The sequence below is a fragment of the Bifidobacterium choerinum genome, from assembly GCF_002761235.1.
Lineage (GTDB): Bacteria > Actinomycetota > Actinomycetes > Actinomycetales > Bifidobacteriaceae > Bifidobacterium > Bifidobacterium choerinum.
The window spans coordinates 2,196,696-2,213,351 of the sequence record NZ_CP018044.1 but is presented as its reverse complement, the minus strand read 5'-3'; the positions used below and the strand labels follow the sequence as shown (position 1 = coordinate 2,213,351).

The following is a 16,656-nucleotide window of genomic DNA, read 5'->3' as shown; positions in this document are numbered from 1 at the left end:
TCGACCGTGTGCTCGTCGTCATCGCCGGCGCGGTCTATTCGTTCCCGTCGCTGCTGCTGGCGATCCTGATGGCGATTATGATCTCCGGCGGCCAGCGTCAGCGCGCATCGCTCGCGCGCGCGATCGCGTTGAAGCCGAGCCTGCTCATCGCCGACGAGCCCACCTCCGCATTGGACGTCTCGGTGCAGGCGAAGGTGCTCGAACTGTTCAAGGTGCTGCAGGCGGAGATTGGCTTCGCATGCCTGTTCGTCACCCATGACCTCGCCGTCGTCGACATGCTCGCCGACCGCATCATGGTCATGCACAAGGGACGCATCGTCGAGCACGGCGATGCATCGCAGATCATGCGCCACCCGTCCGATCCATACACGAAGAAGCTGCTGGCCTCGCTGCCGGTGCCCGATCCGCGTGAGCAGGCCGTGCACCGCGAGGAGCTGCGCGCGCTGCTCGCCAAGGAGGCGTGAGCTCGGTCCGCGCGGCACGAGCACCCGTTCATCGGGGTCGCCATCTGCGTCGCGCGGACGGCTTTGCTCACTTCGCGTTGATGCGCTGCCGGTTCGCCATCGCCAGCTCGCCCAGATAGCGGTAGACCGGCGCGATGTCGAACTTGCGCGGGAACTCGAACGTGACCTCGCCGAGCGTCTCAGCGCCGGTCTTGCGCTGGTAGACGTCCTTGAGATACGTGATGTTGATCTCGCTGTCGTCGGCGATCGCGCCGGCCGTCTCCACCTCCACGTCGACGATCGAGTCGAGATGGATCGTCTTGTAGTGGGCCTTCGCGCCGGTCGCGCCCTGTTTGTCGATGAAGATGATGCGCATGTTTGTGAACACGACGGCGTCACGGATCAGCTGATACCCGTTCGTGATCTGCTCGCCGCTGAACAGGAACGGTCCGTACTGCTGCATGAGCTGGTCGTTGCTGACCTGCTGCAGATTACCGGCGAATGCATTGAAAAGTCCCATGGTCACCTCATATGATGGTCGATTGTTTCGTCAATCCGCGCCCCGGCGCTCACCGTCGAACGACGATGGCGCCGGTGGGCGCGAGCGTCGTTCGCGTCGCGTGCGACATGATGATAACGTCGCCGTCGATGTCGGGGACGGCCACGTCGTGGTCGCGTCTATTGAACAGGAATTCGAAGACAGCGCCGTCCTCATGCTCGCGCACGACGCGCAGCACGTCGCCCGCGGCGGCGTCGTCGGCGAGCGGCAGCCCGAGCACGTCGAAGAGACACGGCAGGCTGCGCGCGATGCCGTCGGCGCCGAGCTTGCCTGCGACGTAGGCGGCCGTGCCGTCGCCGTAACGGTGCGCGGTCAGCGCGGGCAGGCCGTCCATGCCGCTCGTCGGCGGCGCCGTGAACGTCGCGAGCACCTGCGTGTCATCGTCGACGGACGTGACGACGTCGGCGAGGTCATGCGCGCATGCGCCGTTGCTCAGGTCGAGATGGTCGAGCGCGCCCGGATACATCGACGTGAGCGGGCAGTGCTCCTCGACGCGCACGCCGACGACGTCGCCGATCAGCCCCGGCCAGCCGCCGAGGAACAGACGGTCGTTCATGTCGGCGATCGCGCTGTAGTAGGTGACGATTGCGTGTCCGCCGCCGCGCACATGCTTGTGCAGACGGTCGGCGACCTCCTCGTCGAACAGGTAGACGCAGGGGATGACGACGGTGCCGTAGTCGTCCCACGCCGTATGCACCGGCGTCACGTCGGCGGTGATGCCGTGCTCGGCGAACGCGACGAACCAGTCGAGCGGCTCCGTCCATTCGCGTACGTCCCGCGACGGCGTCGTCGGATGCTCGCTCGCCCACTGCGACTGCACGTCGTAGACGATCGCGACCGACGAACGACGCAGCCGCGAGCCGAGGACGCCGGCCTGCGCGAGCGTGCGCAGATCGGCGCCGAGCTCGCACACGTCGTAGAAGATCCGCGAATCCTCGCCGGCGGCCGGCAGCATCGCCGAATGGAACTTCTCGGCGCCGGCGCGCGACTGCCGCCACTGGAAGTAGCAGATCGCGTCCGCGCCCATCGCCGTGTGCAGCAGCGAGTCGCGGATCAGCTCGCCCGGCTGCTTGCGCGGGTTCACGCCGCGCCAGTTGACGGCCGACGTCGACTGCTCCATCAGGAACCACGGTCGCCTGCGCGCGAAGCCGCCGACGAGCGAGCCCGAATAGGCGAGTTCGTCGATATGCTGCGCGCCGGGCGTGAAATAGTGGTCGTTCGAGACGAAATCGACCTCGCGCGCCCAGTCGTCGTAGTCGAGGGCGCTCTGGTTCGCGCTGATCATGAAATTCGTCGTGATCGGGATGTCCGGTGTGATCTCGGCGAGCACGTCGCGTTCCGCGCAGTAGAAGCGCTTGAGCATGTCGGAGGAGAAGCGCTTGAAGTCGAGCAGACGGCCGGGATTCGGTAAGTTGCCCTCGCCGATGAAGCGCGGCGGCAGGATCTGGTCGAAATCCGTCAGCCGCTGCGACCAGAAGCTCGTGCCCCACGCCTCGTTGACGGCGTCGATCGTGCCGTAGCGCTCACGGCACCAGTCCTGGAACGCATGCATCGCGTCGTCGGAATAGTCGAAGCGGTTGTGGCAGCCGTACTCGTTGCCGACATGCCACGAGACGATCGCCGGATGGCCGCGGTAATGCTCGGTCATCGCGCGGCACAGCCGCAGCGCGTGCTCGCGGAAGACCGGGCTCGTGGCACGCCAATGCTGGCGTGCGCCCGGCCAGACGACGTCGCCGCGTTCGTCACGCGGCAGCACCTCCGGGTGCGCCTGCGTCAGCCACATCGGCGGCGAGGCGGTCGCCGATGCGAGGTCGACGGCGATGCCGGCGTCGAAGAGCTTGTCGATGATGCGGTCGAGCCAGTCGAATTCGAAACGGCCGTCGGCGACCTCGATGTTGCCCCACGAGAAGATAGCGAGGGAGACGATGTTGACGCCGGCCTTCGTCATCAGGCGCACGTCCTCGTCCCAGAACTCTTCGGGCCACTGGTCGGGGTTGTAGTCGGCGCCGTACCAGATCGCGGGACCATGGCCGGCGAGCGGCTGCGGCCAGCGGTGGGGACGGCGTGCGGGGATGTCGGTCATGCGGGGCCTCGTTTCGTGGGGATGCGTGAGATATGAGTCGGCGGGCGCCGCGCGCGACGGCGTCAGATCTGGTAGCCGTTCGTCTCGTAGTACTGCGGCGAATAGCCGAAGGTCGCGTAGAGCAGGCCGGGCAATGTGACAGCGGCCGCGCGCTGCACGGCCTCGTCCTTGACGTCGCCGCCTTCGGGGCCGACGACGTCCCAGCGGAAGACGCTCGCGTCGTTCGCGTAGCGCGTGCGCACGTACGCCTTGAGCCACGGCTTCGAGACGAACATGACCAGATAGGGGACCTCGCTTGCGAGCAGCGCATGCACGTCGGCGTCGGGCATCTCGTCGCCCTTCTGCGTGAAGACGATCGTGCCGCCGCCGTCATAGGCCCTGAGCGAGACGTTGAGCTTGACGAGATCCCAAGCGCGTGCGCCCGCGTAGGCCAGCGACGTCAGGCAGTCGTCCTTCTTGAAATCATCGAGCATGTCCGTCAGTCGCGTCATAGTCAGTCCTTCCATGTGACGTCGGGCGCGCGGGGACACGCACCTGCGCACCACGATACACCGATGCGCCGCGCCGAACCATGCCCGCCCGCGCGGCCGCGCGCGATACCAGCATCGATGTTTCCAAACGATGTGCGCCGGCAAATGGTCGACGGCCGTCGAAACCGTTTCGTAACCGCGAGGGAGCGCGACGGAACCTGACGGTCGGCTGCGCGAAACCCGGCGTCCCTAGCGTGGTCGTCGTCCGCAGCTCACCCATGGCCGTTTCCGGCATGTCGTAGATGGGGTCCGTTGAGCGAAGTCGTTTCGGTGCGGACGTGAAGAGAGAGGCAACCGTATGCTTGTGCATGGCAAGACCGCGAATCCGATGCGTTCCGACGGCGGCGTCCGCCGCGCTGCGATATGGCGGCGCATGGCGGCGGGCGTCGGTGCGATGGCGATGTGCGCGTCGTTCGGCGCGTTCGGCGTCCCGCCGCGTTCGCCGACACCACCTCCAGCACGGCCGTGGCTACGGCGCCGAGCGTCGTGACGAACGGCGTCATCCCCGCAGGCGCGCTGAGCGTCGTCAACTTCCACCCGACGTGGGGAGACAAGGAGACGAACAAGGCGAGCATGCTCAGGTACATCGACGAGGCGCACGCCGCCGGCGTCAGGATGATCGTGTTCCCGGAGATGGCGCTCACCGGCTACGTCTCGTCGAGCGACCCGGAATCGGCCGCATACAGGATGGCCGTGTCCCAGGCCGAGACGATCTCCAGTCCGATCACCCGCGAGCTCGCCGACAAGGCCGCCGCAACCGGCATGTGGGTCATCTTCGGCACGTCCGAACGCATCCCGGGCGATGCCGAGCACGCATACAACTCCGCGTTCGCCGCATCCCCGGACGGCAAGGTCATCAGCTACCAGAAGATCGCGCCGGTCGAAGGGTCGTGAGCGACCCCGGGCACGACGTCGGTGCTGCTGCAGACCGAATGGGGGCTCGCCGGCTTGAGCATCTGCTACGACACCTACGCGAATCCGGAGATCGAACGCTACTACGCCGCGCAGGGCGCGGGCATCCTCATCAATCCGACCGCGACCTCCCGCAGCTACCGCGACATCGACGGCGACGGCGTCAAGGACGGCAAGGGATGGGAATGGTACTACCGCAACCGCCTCGAATCGATAGCGTCGCGCGACGGCCTTGCCATCGCCTCCGCCGACCTCGTCGGCGCCGACGGATGCGCGGACAAGGACGGCAAACAACCCTGCGACTTCCCGGGCGGCAGCGTCATCGTGCGCGGCTCCGCCGACTACTCTGCGGGACAGAACGCCGACGGCACGCTCGTCGTCGGCACCGAAGGCGCATTGTCGAATACGAAGGACCTGCGGGTGAGTTATCCGTCGACGACGCGCGTCGCCAACGACTTCCATCCCGACTACTACGCCAAGTGGTACGCCGAACTCGCCGACAGGCAGGAATCGGACATGTCGCTCAACAACCGCTACGGTTCGGCGGACGGTCCGCGCGTCGCCGTCGCCAACGTCGCCGGCGTATGGGCGGACAAGCAGGCGAACGTCGACATGATGGTCCGCTACGCCGAACAGGCCGCGGCCGACGACGTCGACCTGCTCGTGTTCCCGGAGACCGTGCTCACCGGCTACGACAGCACCGATCCGAGGGCGATGCGGACGCGCACAGCGTGAACGCCGACGTCAACCGCGCGCTCGCGGCAAGCGACGACTACATGCAGGTGCTGCTCGCCGAAAAGGTTAGGGGCGTCGACGGCGACGCCACGCGCGGCGCGTCGGTGAAGGCGATGGCGGACACGGCGAAGCGGCTCGGCATGTACATCGTGTTCGGCCTGCCGGAAATGCCCGACGGAGGACCGATCGTCGACGCCGACGGCGCGCGGAAGGTCTACAATTCGGCCGCCGTCGCCTTCCCGGACGGCCACACCGAATCGTTCCAGAAGATGCACCGCGCCGGACAGGAGGAGAAGGTCTGGTCGGTGCCGGGGAACACGCCGCTCATCTTCGAGATGCCCGAGTTCACCGGATCCGACGGCGGTGCGCTCAAGGCCGGCGTCAGCATCTGCCGCGACGGCCACTTCTATCCCGAACTCGGCCGCTACTATGCGGCGAGCGGCGCCGAACTGCTCATCCACCCGACCGCCACGACAGGCGACCCGTGGTACCGCGAATCGCGCATCGGCAGCTACACCGACCGCGACGGCCTCGCCGCCGTCACCGCGAACCTGTGGGGCAGGACGGTTATCCGCTCGATGCGGACGGCAAGCCGATCTACTCGGTCGACGCGAACGGCGACACAATCAGCTCCGGCAAGGAGACCAAGGGCCACAACTACATGGGCGTCGGACGCGACGCGTTCCGTTCGACGAGCCTGATCATCACCGCATGGAACGGCAAGGACGGCACGCCGTTCGACTATGCGACCGGTTCGGCGCCCGACACCTCCGGCACCGGTGGCGGCGCGACGCCGCAGATCACGAAGGACTGGGCGTTCGGCGAGGGCCTCTACGATCCCGACAACCTCGAAACGCGCACGATGAACCTCAGGAGCGCCGGCTTCCGCATCACGAACTTCCAGGCGAGGCTGTACTCGAAGATGTACGACGCGCTCGCGGCGCGCACGATCGACGGCTATACGCCGATGTACACGGCCGGCGGCGCGCTCGACGTCAGCGCGCTCGCCGAACCGATCGCGAAGGCCCGGGAGGTCATGGACGCAGCCGACGGTGCGAACCCCTCCTACACCGAGGAGTCGGTGGCCGCGCTCGCCGACGCGTTGCTCACGGCGCAGGCGCTCGCGGACAACATGACGTTCAGCGCCGAGCAGCAGCCGCTCGTGACCGCGGCGAAGGACATGCTCGATACGGACTATGCCGCGCTCGTGCCGGTAGGCGCAGAGCCGGAGCCCGGCGACGGGCCGGCCGACGGCACGGACAACGCGGAAGCCAAGGATCCCGTCAAGGATCCGGACGACGGCGCGACGACGTCGGACCGGCCCGCCACTTCCGATAAGCCGGGCGCCGACGGCATGGGCTCGAACGATGCGGCCACCGCCGCGTGGGATGGTGACGCGACGCAGGCGCCGCTGTCCTACACCGGCTCGTCGGCCGGGGCCGTCGCGGCGCTCGCGCTCGCCGCCTCCGGCGCCGGCGTGACGCTGTTGATGATCCGACGTCGCACGCAACGAGGCTGAAAGGCGCTTGATGGCTGAGGTGCGGAAGGCGCATCGGCGACTGACGGCAGGGACCGGTCTCCAGGATGATGTTTCCGGAAACCGGTTCCTGCCGTCCGTGCATGCCCATCGTTGTCACTCCGCTGGGGGATGGGTCAGGGCGTATCTGCGATTGTGGGGTGGGTGCTCCTTGAGAATACCTACCGTTCTGTTCGGCTCTTATCGGTTTTGTGCGCTAACCGCACAGATTGGGTCTTCAGGAAGGGCGGTGTCCGGGGATACCCACCCCACAATCGCAGATAGGGCTCCGGAATGCCTTGGGGGATACGCGATTGGGGTAGAAAAAGAGGACGATACGACGAAGTCGCCGGTAAGATGCAAGGCGCGTCGAGCAGTGGAGGAGGTCCGTATGAGGGCAGGGGAATCGCAGGAGACGTGTCCGCGTTGCGGGGCGTATGTCGCGTTGCGGTCGCTTGTCTGCCCCGGCTAACGGACTACGCTTGAGGACCTATGGGACATGACATGCCGGTCGAGGGAACGACGCCCGAACCCGTCGAGGAAGCGCAGTGGATCGCGTGGATGCTGCAACGACTGTCCGGTTCGCCGTTCCGCGCGAAGTTCCGGCTGGCCGACGCCGACCGTGCCTATGCGCGCGCGAAGGGCAGGGCGACGATCGACCGCCACGCCCATGAGATGCTGCGCGCCCGCGTCGGCGCCGCCCATCCGCTCAAGGACGGCAAGCAGACACCGTGGAAAGGCCATCCGGTGTTCACGGCGCAGCATGCGACGGCCACCTGCTGCCGCGGCTGTATCATGCGCTGGCACCACATCCCTAAAGGCCGCGCGCTCACCGATGCCGAAGTGAACCGGCTCGCCGCGCTCGTCATGGCGTGGATCGACCGTGACCTGCGCGACCATCCCGCGCAGCCGGAACTGCCGATCGAGACCGAGAAAACCGCCGCGCCGCCGCAGCAGAAGGCGACGCCGACCGCGACGATGGAGCCGCTGTTCTGATTCGTGCCCGACCGGCGCGCCGTGCCGCTGCTACGATGACGGTTGTGTCCAACGAATCCCAGCACAGCGAACTTCGTGAACCTCCACTCACGGCCGTCGTCTTCGATTACTTCGGCGCGCTCGTCGATTGGCGTCCCGAACGCATCGTCGGCATGTTCTATCCGGACGGCGTGACCGCGATGTTCTTCGATCCTGACGATCCGCACGGCTACGACTACTATCGCCGCCGTGCCATCGAAGGCTGGGACGACAAGCGGATCATCGACGCATACTCGGATGAGCATGGCCCAGCCGTCGGCTGGATCATGCGGCTGCTGCTCGAGAACCGCACATTGGGCTTCTACGATATGCCCGAAGGCGTCCCGACGCGGCTTCGCGAACTGCACCGCGCCGGCGTGCGTCTGTACGGTTTCGCGAACTGCTCAGGCCGCGCCGTCGACCTCATGCATGCGAAATACCCCTGGCTGAGCCTGCTCGACGGCACGATCGACGGCCGCCTGACGCCCGAGGAGACCATCACCGCCTTCGAACTCGATCCCGCCTCCACCACATTCATCACTGCCGACCCCTCCCGTGCCGACGCCCTCGCGCACGCCGGGCTGACTGCCGGTGACACCGCCCGATTCCTCGCACAGACGGGGAAGGGACGAACAGGGGGATTCGTGGGACTGGCGTAGGAAACCCGTCTCAACCGCCTACTCCGCGGCCATGCGCTCCTCGAGGTAGTCGCGCAGCAGGCGGGCGTGGTTGACGTCGGGGTCGCGCGCGCCGTAGACGAGCGTGACCTTCGGATGGTCGCGGATGATCTGCTCGAGCTCCTCGACCGCCGGGTTCTCGTCGAGCTCGCGCCGGTAGCTTTCCGCGAACTCGAGAATCCGGTTCGGATCGTGGTTCCACGCCTTGCGCAGCTCGGCGCTCGGCGCGATCTGCTTCATCCACAGGTCGAGATGCTCGCGTTCCTTGGACATGCCGCGCGGCCACAGCCGGTCCACGAGGATCCGAAAGCCGTCGTTCTCATCTGCCGGCGCATATGCGCGCTTGATCGTCAGTTCAGTCATACCCACCCAGTCTAGGAACCGCATCCGGCCGCGCAACCGATGTTCGCCTGCCACGCAACGGCCCACACCCCTCTCCCGTATTCCAACGCCGCCGCGGACCGCGCATCGCAGTTTCGCTACAATGGAAGGCGGTACGCCCGCAGGTGAACGGGCGGACGGGACGACTCGAGAAAGGCGGCCGATGGCGGATGTGAGGACCGAGCTCGCGCAGCTGCGGCCGGTGTACGAGACCGGCGTGCTGCGCATGCTGCTGCATAAGTACGCGGACGTCTACATCGCGATGCTGCGCTCCTGCTTCGACCCGCTGACCGCCGAAGTGCCGCAGGAACGTCTGCTGTCGCGGATGCGCGAGGCGATCGGCGAGCTGGCCGCCGCCGGCGAATACGCGCCGCGCGAAGGCGAGGACGACATGATGGCCGCCCGCCGCATCCTCAAGGAGCTCAAATCCGAGGACGCCGGCGACTACGCGTGGATCGCCGACTCGCTGGACCGCCGCCAGCACCGCATCATGTGCCGGCTCACGCAGCGCGCGCACCGTGCGATCGAGGCGCTCGCGACGCTGCAGCAGCGCACCGTCTCGATGTCCGGCGCGCAGGTCAACTCGATCATCATGGAGATCGAGAACGCGCGCAAGCAGCTCACCGTGAACGTCGGCGAGCGCATCGAGCTGCTGGAGCATGAGATCGCGCAGCGCCAGCGGCAGATCGACGAGCTCAGGGCGCACGGCATCGAGGACCGTCCGACGCGCGAACAGGTCTCCGACATCATCAACGTCGTCTACAACACGTTGCGCGGCGTGCCGGTGGACCTGCGCGAGCTCGTCATCGCCGAACGCGACAGCGGCGACGCGCTGCGCCGTCGCATCGACGACGGCACGATGAGCGGCGACGAGATGCTCACGTTCTACCATGAGCAGTTCGACCGCATCTACAACCTCAGCGACGAGGGTCGCCGTTTCAACGACGCGTTCCAGGTGATGTACGCGCCGGAGAGCCGCGCCGAACTCAACGAGGCGTTGCAGGACATCTCGAACAGCGAATGGCTGCACGGCGAGGCCGACGACCTGATGAGCGTCGTCAACCGCGAATTCGACGACATCTACCGCGGTATCGACGACGTGCGCCGCCAGATCCGCGTCACCGACGAAAGCATCCGCCTGATCGTGCGCCAGCAGACCGACATGCAGTTCCGCACGATGTCGCGCGGCCTCGCGAAACTGTTCACCCGGCTGAGCGACGAGGCTCGCACGAAATCGAAACGCCGTTTCGACGCCGGCATCGCCGAGGCGTCGCTGCCGACGCTGCGCCGCCGCCCGAGGCAGACGCCGGCGCGCGTCGTCGCGCCCGCGCTCGCCGAGACGACGGTCGCGCCCGCCGCCGACCTGGCCGCAATCGTCGCGGCCGGCGGCCCGCGCGTGCGCCACATGGTCGGCCTCATCGCCGCGAATCCGGTGCGCCGCGGCGACGACGTGGACATGGCGGCGAGCTTCAACGCGCTGCCCGCCGACGAGCGCAGGGAAAGCGAGGTCGTCGGCTTCCTCAGCTACTTCGGCGGCGACGACGACGCGACGAAGTCCGATGGCGTCGGCGAGCATGTATGGTGCTGCGTCGGCTCCGACGGTCGGGAGCGCCGCTGGCGCACGCGCGCGCTGCTCGTGCCGTGCGGGGCGCTCGACGAATTCCTCGAGGAGACGGCCGCGGCGCCGATGACGGCGGCTGTGCGCGGGCGGACGGCATGATGGGCGGCGACATGAACGACGATGACCGATACGGCGAAAGGTCGGCTGACAGGGCCGACGATGATGGACGGAAAGGTGGCAGGACGATGACGAAGCCGAACGATGCCGACACGGACGCCGGCGTCGTCTCCGCGGCGAGCGGCGACGACTGGCGTGAGGGGGTCGAGGACGGGGCCGGCGTCGCCGACCTCGCGAACGTGCATGCGCTGTTCGACGGCGACATCGGCGACATGCCGGCGCCGGCGCGCGAGGCGGCGATCGCGCTCAAGCGCAACCGCGCGATCAGCGGCGACCTGTACCGGCAGGCGCGCGACTACATGGACGACGTGCGCCGTTCGCTCAACAACGACATGCTCGTGCCGGTCGTCGACGAATACTACGAGGTCATGTACGCCGAGCCTATCCGCGCCGACGAATACGGGCTGCGCTCGCTCAAGACGCGCGTGACGCTCAGCGCCGAGGAGGCCGTCGTCGTCGCGATGCTGCGCCGCAAGGTGCTCGAATACGAGAACGTGGGCGTCGACGCGGCCTCGTGGATCGTCTCGCGTGAGGAGATCGTGCAGGCGCTGAGCGTCGGCGGCGGTCCCTTCGCCGGCCGCAACAGCGAGGAGGCGGTCGTGCAGCGCGCCGACCGGCTCATCGGCGCGATGCGCACCTACGGGTTCCTCGAGGACGGCGACGACGACGCGATGTACGTGATTACGAAGCTCGTGCCGGTCGTGCTCAACGCCGATCGCATCAACCGTTGGCTCGGCCTGGACGACGAACACGGCGATGGCGTGGATGGACACGGCGACGCGGATGGCGGTGCCGTCAACGGCGACGCCAACCGCGACGCCGTTGACGTCGGCGGCGACGGACATGTCGACGCGCAAGCCGCGGTGCCGGACATGGTCGCCGACATGGCCGCGACGCGCGCGTCGCGGGCGTCGTCGCATGCGGATTACGTGGACGCCGACGGCAATTTCGGTGACATCCTCGGTATCATCGGCGCGTCCGACGTCGCACTCGACGAGCGCGGCGAGGACGATGAGGACGATGATACGACCGGCGCGGCCGGCGCCGGCGGCATCGCCATCGGCACGGCCGAGATCGGCGATGACGAGATCGACGATGACGAGATCGGCGATGACGAGATCGACGATGCCGCAGCCGACAATGAGACGACCGCGGAAACCACTGCGGACGACGGTGCCGCGGACATCGTCGTTGCGGACGACGACTCCGACGCCGGCGGCGGAGCGGATGGAGGAACCGCCGCCGGCGACGGCAAATCCGCAAACGACGGGAGCGACATGACGGAGGAGGTGCTGTTTTGAACATGACGACCGATGACCTGTACTCGCCGATCGAGCTGCTGCCGAGGCATTGGATGCTCAAGGAACGCCAGCTCGTCAACTGGGGGTCGTACGACGGCCGCCACATCTTCCGGCCGTCGATGGCCGAGGACGGCACGGTGACGCTGCTGACCGGACAGAGCGAATCGGGCAAGTCGACGCTCGTCGACGCGCAGGTCTCGCTGCTGTACCCAGCGAACGCGGCGTTCAACAAGGCGTCGAACGCCGGCCGCTCCGACCGTTCCGACTATTCGTACCTGCTCGGCCTGCGCGGCATCCGCAACAACAACGGCCATGACGAGCCGCTGTATCTGCGCGGACACGACGCGAACAGCGACCCCTATGCCGTCTGGGGCGCGATCGTCGACGAATACGAGGACACGGCGAACAGCGGCTCGCTGTGGATCGCGAAGTTCATGTGGCTGCCGGCGGATGGCGCGTCGGAGTCGATGACGAAGCTGTACGCCGTGCGCGAGGCGCCGATCGACCCGGGACTGCTCGATGCGCGGCGCGATGAGAAGTTCACGATCCCGATGCTCAGGCAGCTCTATCCGGGCATCGTCGCCTACAATTCCGCCCGGCAGTTCCACGAGGACGTCTGGAAACGCTTCGGGCTGACCGAGGCCGCGTGCAGGTTGCTGCACCGCATGCAGGCGTCGGACGCGCCGTCGCAGCTCGACGACATCTTCCGCAAGGGCGTGCTCGACGAGCCGCGCGCGATCCGCTCCGGCCGCGACGCCGTCGACGACTACGAGCAGTACGCGCAGAACTTCTCGAGCATGGAACGCAATCGCACGCGCGTGCGCCAGCTCGAGGCGATCGTCGACGAATACGACCAGTACGAGGCCGCCGACTCCGGCGTGCGCGCATTGCGCGCGATCGACCCGGAACGCGACGAGGCCGCCGATCTGCGCGCGCAGTGGCTCGACATGCGCCTGACGCAGGACGTCGTCGACGTGTTGCCGGCGCACGAGGCCCTCGCCGAACGCAGCGCCGAAGCCGTCGACACGACGCAGGCACGCGTCGCGCGGCTCGAGGACGAGGTCGCCTCGCTCACCCGTCAGCTCAACGGTTCCGGCGGCGACGAGATCGAAGGGCTCGAACACGACCTCGCGCAGGCGAAGCAGGACATGGGACGCGTCGTCGAACGCGCCGAGAGGCTCGCGCCGTACTTCACGAAGGCCGGCGAGAAGCTGCCCGCGACGGGCGACGAATGGCGGCGGCTCGCCGACGACTACATGGCGCGCGACCGCGAATACGAGACGTGCCGCGAGACGCTCAAACGGCGGCAGTACGAGGCCTTCGACGCGCACAAGCAGGCGCAGGGACGGCTCGACGAGCTCAACAGGGACTACACGCGCAAGGAACGCTCGCGCACGCGCATCACGAAGGAGATGGACGAGACGCGTGCGATGATCGCGCGCGCCACCGGACTCAAGGTGTCCGAACTGCCGTACGTGGCCGAGCTGATGGACGTCGCCGACGACGCCGAGGACTGGCGTGCCGCGATGAACGTCGTCTACGCGTCGATCGCGCCGATCCTGCTCGTCGACCGCCGCCACGAGGACGGCTTCGCGGCGAAGGTCTCGACGATCCCGCGCGAGGCGATGCCGCGGCGCAACTGGCAGTTCGTCGACGTCGACGACGACGCGGACGCCGCGCCGCGCGAAGGCTGGCTCTCCGGCAGACTCACGTTCAACGACGAGTCGCCGTTCGCCGCATGGGTGCGCCGGCGCGTCGCCGACCCGCGCACCGACGCGCGCTGCGTCGAGGCTATCGACGACCTCGACGAGGACGGACGCCAGGTGCAGCGCGACGGCCAGATCAAGGACGGCCGGCGCGGCAGCCACGGCACGAAGGGCATGGCGGCGGTCATCGGCTTCGTCACCGAACGCTACCTCGCCGAACTGCGCCATGAGATCGAGCAGGCCGGCGACACGCTCGCGCACGCGGACGCCCGCGTCGGGGAACTCGACGCCGAGGCGCGCGGACTCGACGCCGCCCACGCGCTCGCCGAACGACTGCGCGACTACGACTGGCAGGACGTCGACGCGAACGGCGTGCAGCTGCGGATCGAGGAGCTGCTCGCGAGGATCGACGAACTGAAGAGCGACCCTCAGATCGCGCAGATCAGCGCGGCGCTCGGCGCCGCCAACAAGGAGCTCGCGGTGGCGCGCGCCGCCGCATACGGCGCCGAGGACGACCGGCGATGCGCGCAGGCGGCGCTCGCCACGTCACGCCAGTGGATCGCCGACCGCAGGCAGCGGGGGAGCGCCGCCCCGGCCGTCGACGAGGCATGCGCGACGCTGCTCGAACGCTGCTACCTCGCCTATTTCGGCGACGGCACGAAGGAGGCGGGCGAACGCGTGCGCCGTCTGCTCGCCCTCGACGACCAGGCGAACGGCTCGCACGGCGGCCATGCACGCGCGAACGCGACGTCGGCGCGGCGATTCATGGAACTCAAGACGTCGGTCGCCGATGGCGTGCGCGCCAGGCTCGGCGAACTCGCCGGGCAGCGCGACGCCCGCCGCCGCTCGTGCGAGGCGAGCATGCGCGCCTACCTCGACCAGTACGCGGCCGGCGATACGCGCATCGACGCCGACGTCGAGAACGCGCAGTACTTCATGCACGACCTCGACGAGCTCAAGCCGAACATGATCGGCGACGAGGCGGTGCACGTCGAATACTTCAACTCGCTCAACAAGATCTATCAGGACCTCGCCGAGCTGCAGCAGATGCTCAAGGTCGACACGCAGCGCATCCGCGAGCAGATCAACAAGATCAACCGGCTGCTCGAACGCTATCCCTTCGGCGCGCGGCGCGGCAGGCTGTCGATCGTCGTGCAGGTGCGCAACCCGGACGCCGCGTTCATCGCCGCACTTGGCAGGCAGGTCGAGCAGATGAGCGCGTTCCGCGAAAGCGGCAGCCGCGACGTCGAACGCTGCAAGCGGCTGTTCACCGGATGCGCGTCGTTCATCGCGCAGCTCAAGGGCAGCTTCGACGACTACGCCGGCGTCGGACGCGGTAACACGAACCTCGACCCGCGCCGCCGTTCGCGCTTCTTCGGATCGGTCGCGCACCCCGACGGCCAGATCGAGCACATCAACTCGACCGGCGGCGGCTCCGGCGGCTATCTGCAGGAGCTCACGTCCTTCGCCTACGGCGCGGCGCTGATGTATCTGCTCGCCAACGACAACGCGACGAAGCCGTCCTACGCGACCGTCTTCCTCGACGAGGCGCTCATCAAGGCCGACGGCCAGTACACACGCCGCGCGCTGAGCGTGCTGCCCGGCCTCGGATTCCAGGTCATCGTCTCGGCGCCCGAATCGAAGACGAACGAGATCATGGGATCGGCGTCGAAGGTCGTCGTCGCGCGGAAGGACCCGGACAGTGGCCGCACCGTGCTCGAGATCGCGCGCATCGACGGCGACGGCAACGGCGGCGATGGCGACAGTGACGACGGCAGCGGCGGCGATGGCGAGACGGTCGCGCACGACGTTGCTGCCGCCGAAGTCGACGATGCCGACGCTGCCGCCGCACACGACGGGGACGACGCGTAGTGGGCGCCGCGCGCGCCGCGCATCCGCGGGGCACGGCGACGCCCGACGAGCTGCGCGCATGGGTCGCGGGGATCGTCGAACGTGAGATGTTCGCCGCCGACGACCCGTGGCCGCGCACGAAGGCGGTGCATTGGCCGAAGGAATCGGAGCTCCTCGCCGACGTCAACGCCGTGCACGACGCGAACAACGCGCTCAAGGACTTCGCGGCGCGCCACGGCTGCGATGTGACGTGCACGGCGCGCCGGGTCGGCGCGCGCGTCATGCTCGTCGACCATGTCACCGTGCCGGACGAGCGCGTCGCACTCGCGATCGCCGGCCATCGGCTGCGTCGCGAACGCGATCGGACGCTCGCACGCGCGGCGCAGCTCGAGGAGACGTGCGGCGTGACGCCGGAGGTCGCGATGCCGGCGGTGCGTCGGCTGCGTGACGAGACGGACGTCGATTTCGCGTTGTTCACGGCGGCGGCCGCATGGTTCGGCGCGCATCGCGGCGACATCGCGGCGATGACGGCGCGCGAGGTGCCGCTTGAGGGATTCTCGGCGAAATGGCTCGGCGGCGCGCGCTCGCAGCGGCGGTCGGCGATCTGCACGGTGCTCGGCGTCGACGCGCTGCCGCTGCGCGAACGTCCCGAGGAGCTGCGCTATCGCCATCTCGACCCGGCGGCGGCCGGCGACCCCGACCGCATCGCCGTGACGCCGCAGCACGAGCCGGAACGGCCGGTGCGACGCGCGATCATCGTCGAGAACAAGGACACCTATCAGGCGATGCCGGCCTTCGTCGGCGCGGTGTGCGTGTTCGGCTCCGGCTTCGCGGCGACGCGCGTCGCGCGGCTGCTGCCGTTCCTCGCCGACTGCGACGTCGTCTACTGGGGCGATGTCGACGCGGCCGGCTTCGAGATCCTCTCGGCCGTGCGCGCATCGGGTATCGACTGCACGAGCATCCTGATGGATCGGGCAACCTATATGCGCTTCATGCGCTTTGGCACGAGGCTCGACGCGCGCAGCCACATGATCGGCGCGCATGAGCCGCTTGCGCGCACGGCGATGCGGCTCGATGACGACGAATACGCGCTGTATCGCACATTGTGTGCAGCGGGGGAGTCGCAGGTGCCGCGCATCGAGCAGGAGCGCATCCCGATCGCGCACGCCGTCGCCGCGCTGCGGGCGATTGGCTGGTAAATGTCGGAGAG

At 68.0% G+C, this 16,656-nt stretch carries 12 protein-coding genes and 2 pseudogenes; 10 read left to right on the top strand and 4 right to left on the bottom strand.

What is annotated here, in order from left to right; translation table 11 throughout:
- Positions 1 to 80: 80 nt before the first annotated feature.
- A pseudogene (locus tag BcFMB_RS09760) lies at positions 81 to 464 on the top strand (ATP-binding cassette domain-containing protein); the annotation flags it as partial.
- Positions 465 to 531: 67 nt separating this feature from the next.
- Here BcFMB_RS09760 and BcFMB_RS09180 read toward each other — a convergent pair.
- From BcFMB_RS09180 to BcFMB_RS09170, 3 genes are all read right to left on the bottom strand, one after another.
- Positions 532 to 963 (bottom strand): PH domain-containing protein, encoded by a 432-nt coding sequence (locus tag BcFMB_RS09180; protein WP_099721621.1) that lies wholly within the window; start codon positions 961 to 963, stop codon positions 532 to 534.
- Between the two features lie 49 nt (positions 964 to 1,012).
- The gene (locus BcFMB_RS09175) at positions 1,013 to 3,085 is read right to left on the bottom strand and encodes a beta-galactosidase (RefSeq protein WP_198405418.1); all 2,073 of its coding nucleotides are present in this window, start codon (positions 3,083 to 3,085) and stop codon (positions 1,013 to 1,015) included.
- A 62-nt stretch (positions 3,086 to 3,147) separates the two neighbouring features.
- A complete protein-coding gene (locus BcFMB_RS09170) occupies positions 3,148 to 3,576 on the bottom strand; it encodes a hypothetical protein (RefSeq protein WP_099721620.1) in 429 nt (142 codons plus the stop codon).
- A gap of 441 nt (positions 3,577 to 4,017) precedes the next feature.
- Here BcFMB_RS09170 and BcFMB_RS09930 point away from each other — a divergent pair, with 441 nt between their 5' ends.
- The 5 genes from BcFMB_RS09930 to BcFMB_RS09155 all read left to right on the top strand — a co-directional run bounded on the left by BcFMB_RS09930 (position 4,018) and on the right by BcFMB_RS09155 (position 8,451).
- On the top strand, positions 4,018 to 4,509 hold the full coding sequence (locus BcFMB_RS09930) for a carbon-nitrogen hydrolase family protein (RefSeq protein WP_232513807.1): 492 nt from the start codon (positions 4,018 to 4,020) through the stop codon (positions 4,507 to 4,509).
- Positions 4,510 to 4,530: 21 nt separating this feature from the next.
- Positions 4,531 to 5,262, top strand: coding sequence for a nitrilase-related carbon-nitrogen hydrolase (locus tag BcFMB_RS09955; protein ID WP_250643348.1), 732 nt, complete (start codon positions 4,531 to 4,533; stop codon positions 5,260 to 5,262).
- On the top strand, positions 5,259 to 5,963 hold the full coding sequence (locus tag BcFMB_RS09950) for a carbon-nitrogen hydrolase family protein (protein ID WP_250643346.1): 705 nt from the start codon (positions 5,259 to 5,261) through the stop codon (positions 5,961 to 5,963). The genes BcFMB_RS09955 and BcFMB_RS09950 overlap by 4 nt, the downstream gene beginning before the upstream one ends.
- A gap of 1,319 nt (positions 5,964 to 7,282) precedes the next feature.
- Positions 7,283 to 7,774 (top strand): DUF4186 domain-containing protein, encoded by a 492-nt coding sequence (locus BcFMB_RS09160; protein WP_198405460.1) that lies wholly within the window; start codon positions 7,283 to 7,285, stop codon positions 7,772 to 7,774.
- 44 nt (positions 7,775 to 7,818) lie between these two features.
- Entirely contained in the window at positions 7,819 to 8,451 is a 633-nt protein-coding gene (locus tag BcFMB_RS09155) for an HAD family hydrolase (protein WP_099721618.1), read from the top strand.
- 18 nt (positions 8,452 to 8,469) lie between these two features.
- Here the strand turns inward: BcFMB_RS09155 and BcFMB_RS09150 are convergent, their stop codons facing one another.
- Complete coding sequence (locus BcFMB_RS09150) at positions 8,470 to 8,832, bottom strand: DUF488 domain-containing protein (protein WP_024540617.1); 363 nt, start codon at positions 8,830 to 8,832, stop codon at positions 8,470 to 8,472.
- A 181-nt stretch (positions 8,833 to 9,013) separates the two neighbouring features.
- Here BcFMB_RS09150 and BcFMB_RS09145 point away from each other — a divergent pair, with 181 nt between their 5' ends.
- From BcFMB_RS09145 to BcFMB_RS09130, 4 genes and pseudogenes are all read left to right on the top strand, one after another.
- The gene (locus tag BcFMB_RS09145; RefSeq protein WP_099721617.1) at positions 9,014 to 10,570 is read left to right on the top strand and encodes a DUF3375 domain-containing protein; all 1,557 of its coding nucleotides are present in this window, start codon (positions 9,014 to 9,016) and stop codon (positions 10,568 to 10,570) included.
- A gap of 86 nt (positions 10,571 to 10,656) precedes the next feature.
- Positions 10,657 to 11,412, top strand: a pseudogene (locus BcFMB_RS09915) (DUF4194 domain-containing protein); the annotation flags it as partial.
- Positions 11,413 to 11,891: 479 nt separating this feature from the next.
- Complete coding sequence (locus tag BcFMB_RS09135) at positions 11,892 to 15,467, top strand: ATP-binding protein (protein WP_198405459.1); 3,576 nt, start codon at positions 11,892 to 11,894, stop codon at positions 15,465 to 15,467.
- Positions 15,467 to 16,645: a DUF3322 and DUF2220 domain-containing protein gene (locus BcFMB_RS09130; RefSeq protein WP_232513805.1), complete on the top strand. Its 1,179-nt coding sequence runs from the start codon at positions 15,467 to 15,469 to the stop codon at positions 16,643 to 16,645. The genes BcFMB_RS09135 and BcFMB_RS09130 overlap by 1 nt, the downstream gene beginning before the upstream one ends.
- Positions 16,646 to 16,656 lie beyond the last annotated feature (11 nt).

What these genes read in the sequence shown, in the direction of transcription:
- BcFMB_RS09145 (WP_099721617.1), top strand. Translation starts at nt 9,014, where the DNA reads ATGGCGGATGTGAGGACCGAGCTCGCGCAGCTGCGGCCGGTGTACGAG.
- BcFMB_RS09175 (WP_198405418.1), bottom strand. Translation starts at nt 3,085, where the DNA reads ATGACCGACATCCCCGCACGCCGTCCCCACCGCTGGCCGCAGCCGCTC.
- BcFMB_RS09135 (WP_198405459.1), top strand. Translation starts at nt 11,892, where the DNA reads ATGACGACCGATGACCTGTACTCGCCGATCGAGCTGCTGCCGAGGCAT.
- BcFMB_RS09150 (WP_024540617.1), bottom strand. Translation starts at nt 8,832, where the DNA reads ATGACTGAACTGACGATCAAGCGCGCATATGCGCCGGCAGATGAGAAC.
- BcFMB_RS09170 (WP_099721620.1), bottom strand. Translation starts at nt 3,576, where the DNA reads ATGACGCGACTGACGGACATGCTCGATGATTTCAAGAAGGACGACTGC.
- BcFMB_RS09180 (WP_099721621.1), bottom strand. Translation starts at nt 963, where the DNA reads ATGGGACTTTTCAATGCATTCGCCGGTAATCTGCAGCAGGTCAGCAAC.
- BcFMB_RS09160 (WP_198405460.1), top strand. Translation starts at nt 7,283, where the DNA reads ATGCCGGTCGAGGGAACGACGCCCGAACCCGTCGAGGAAGCGCAGTGG.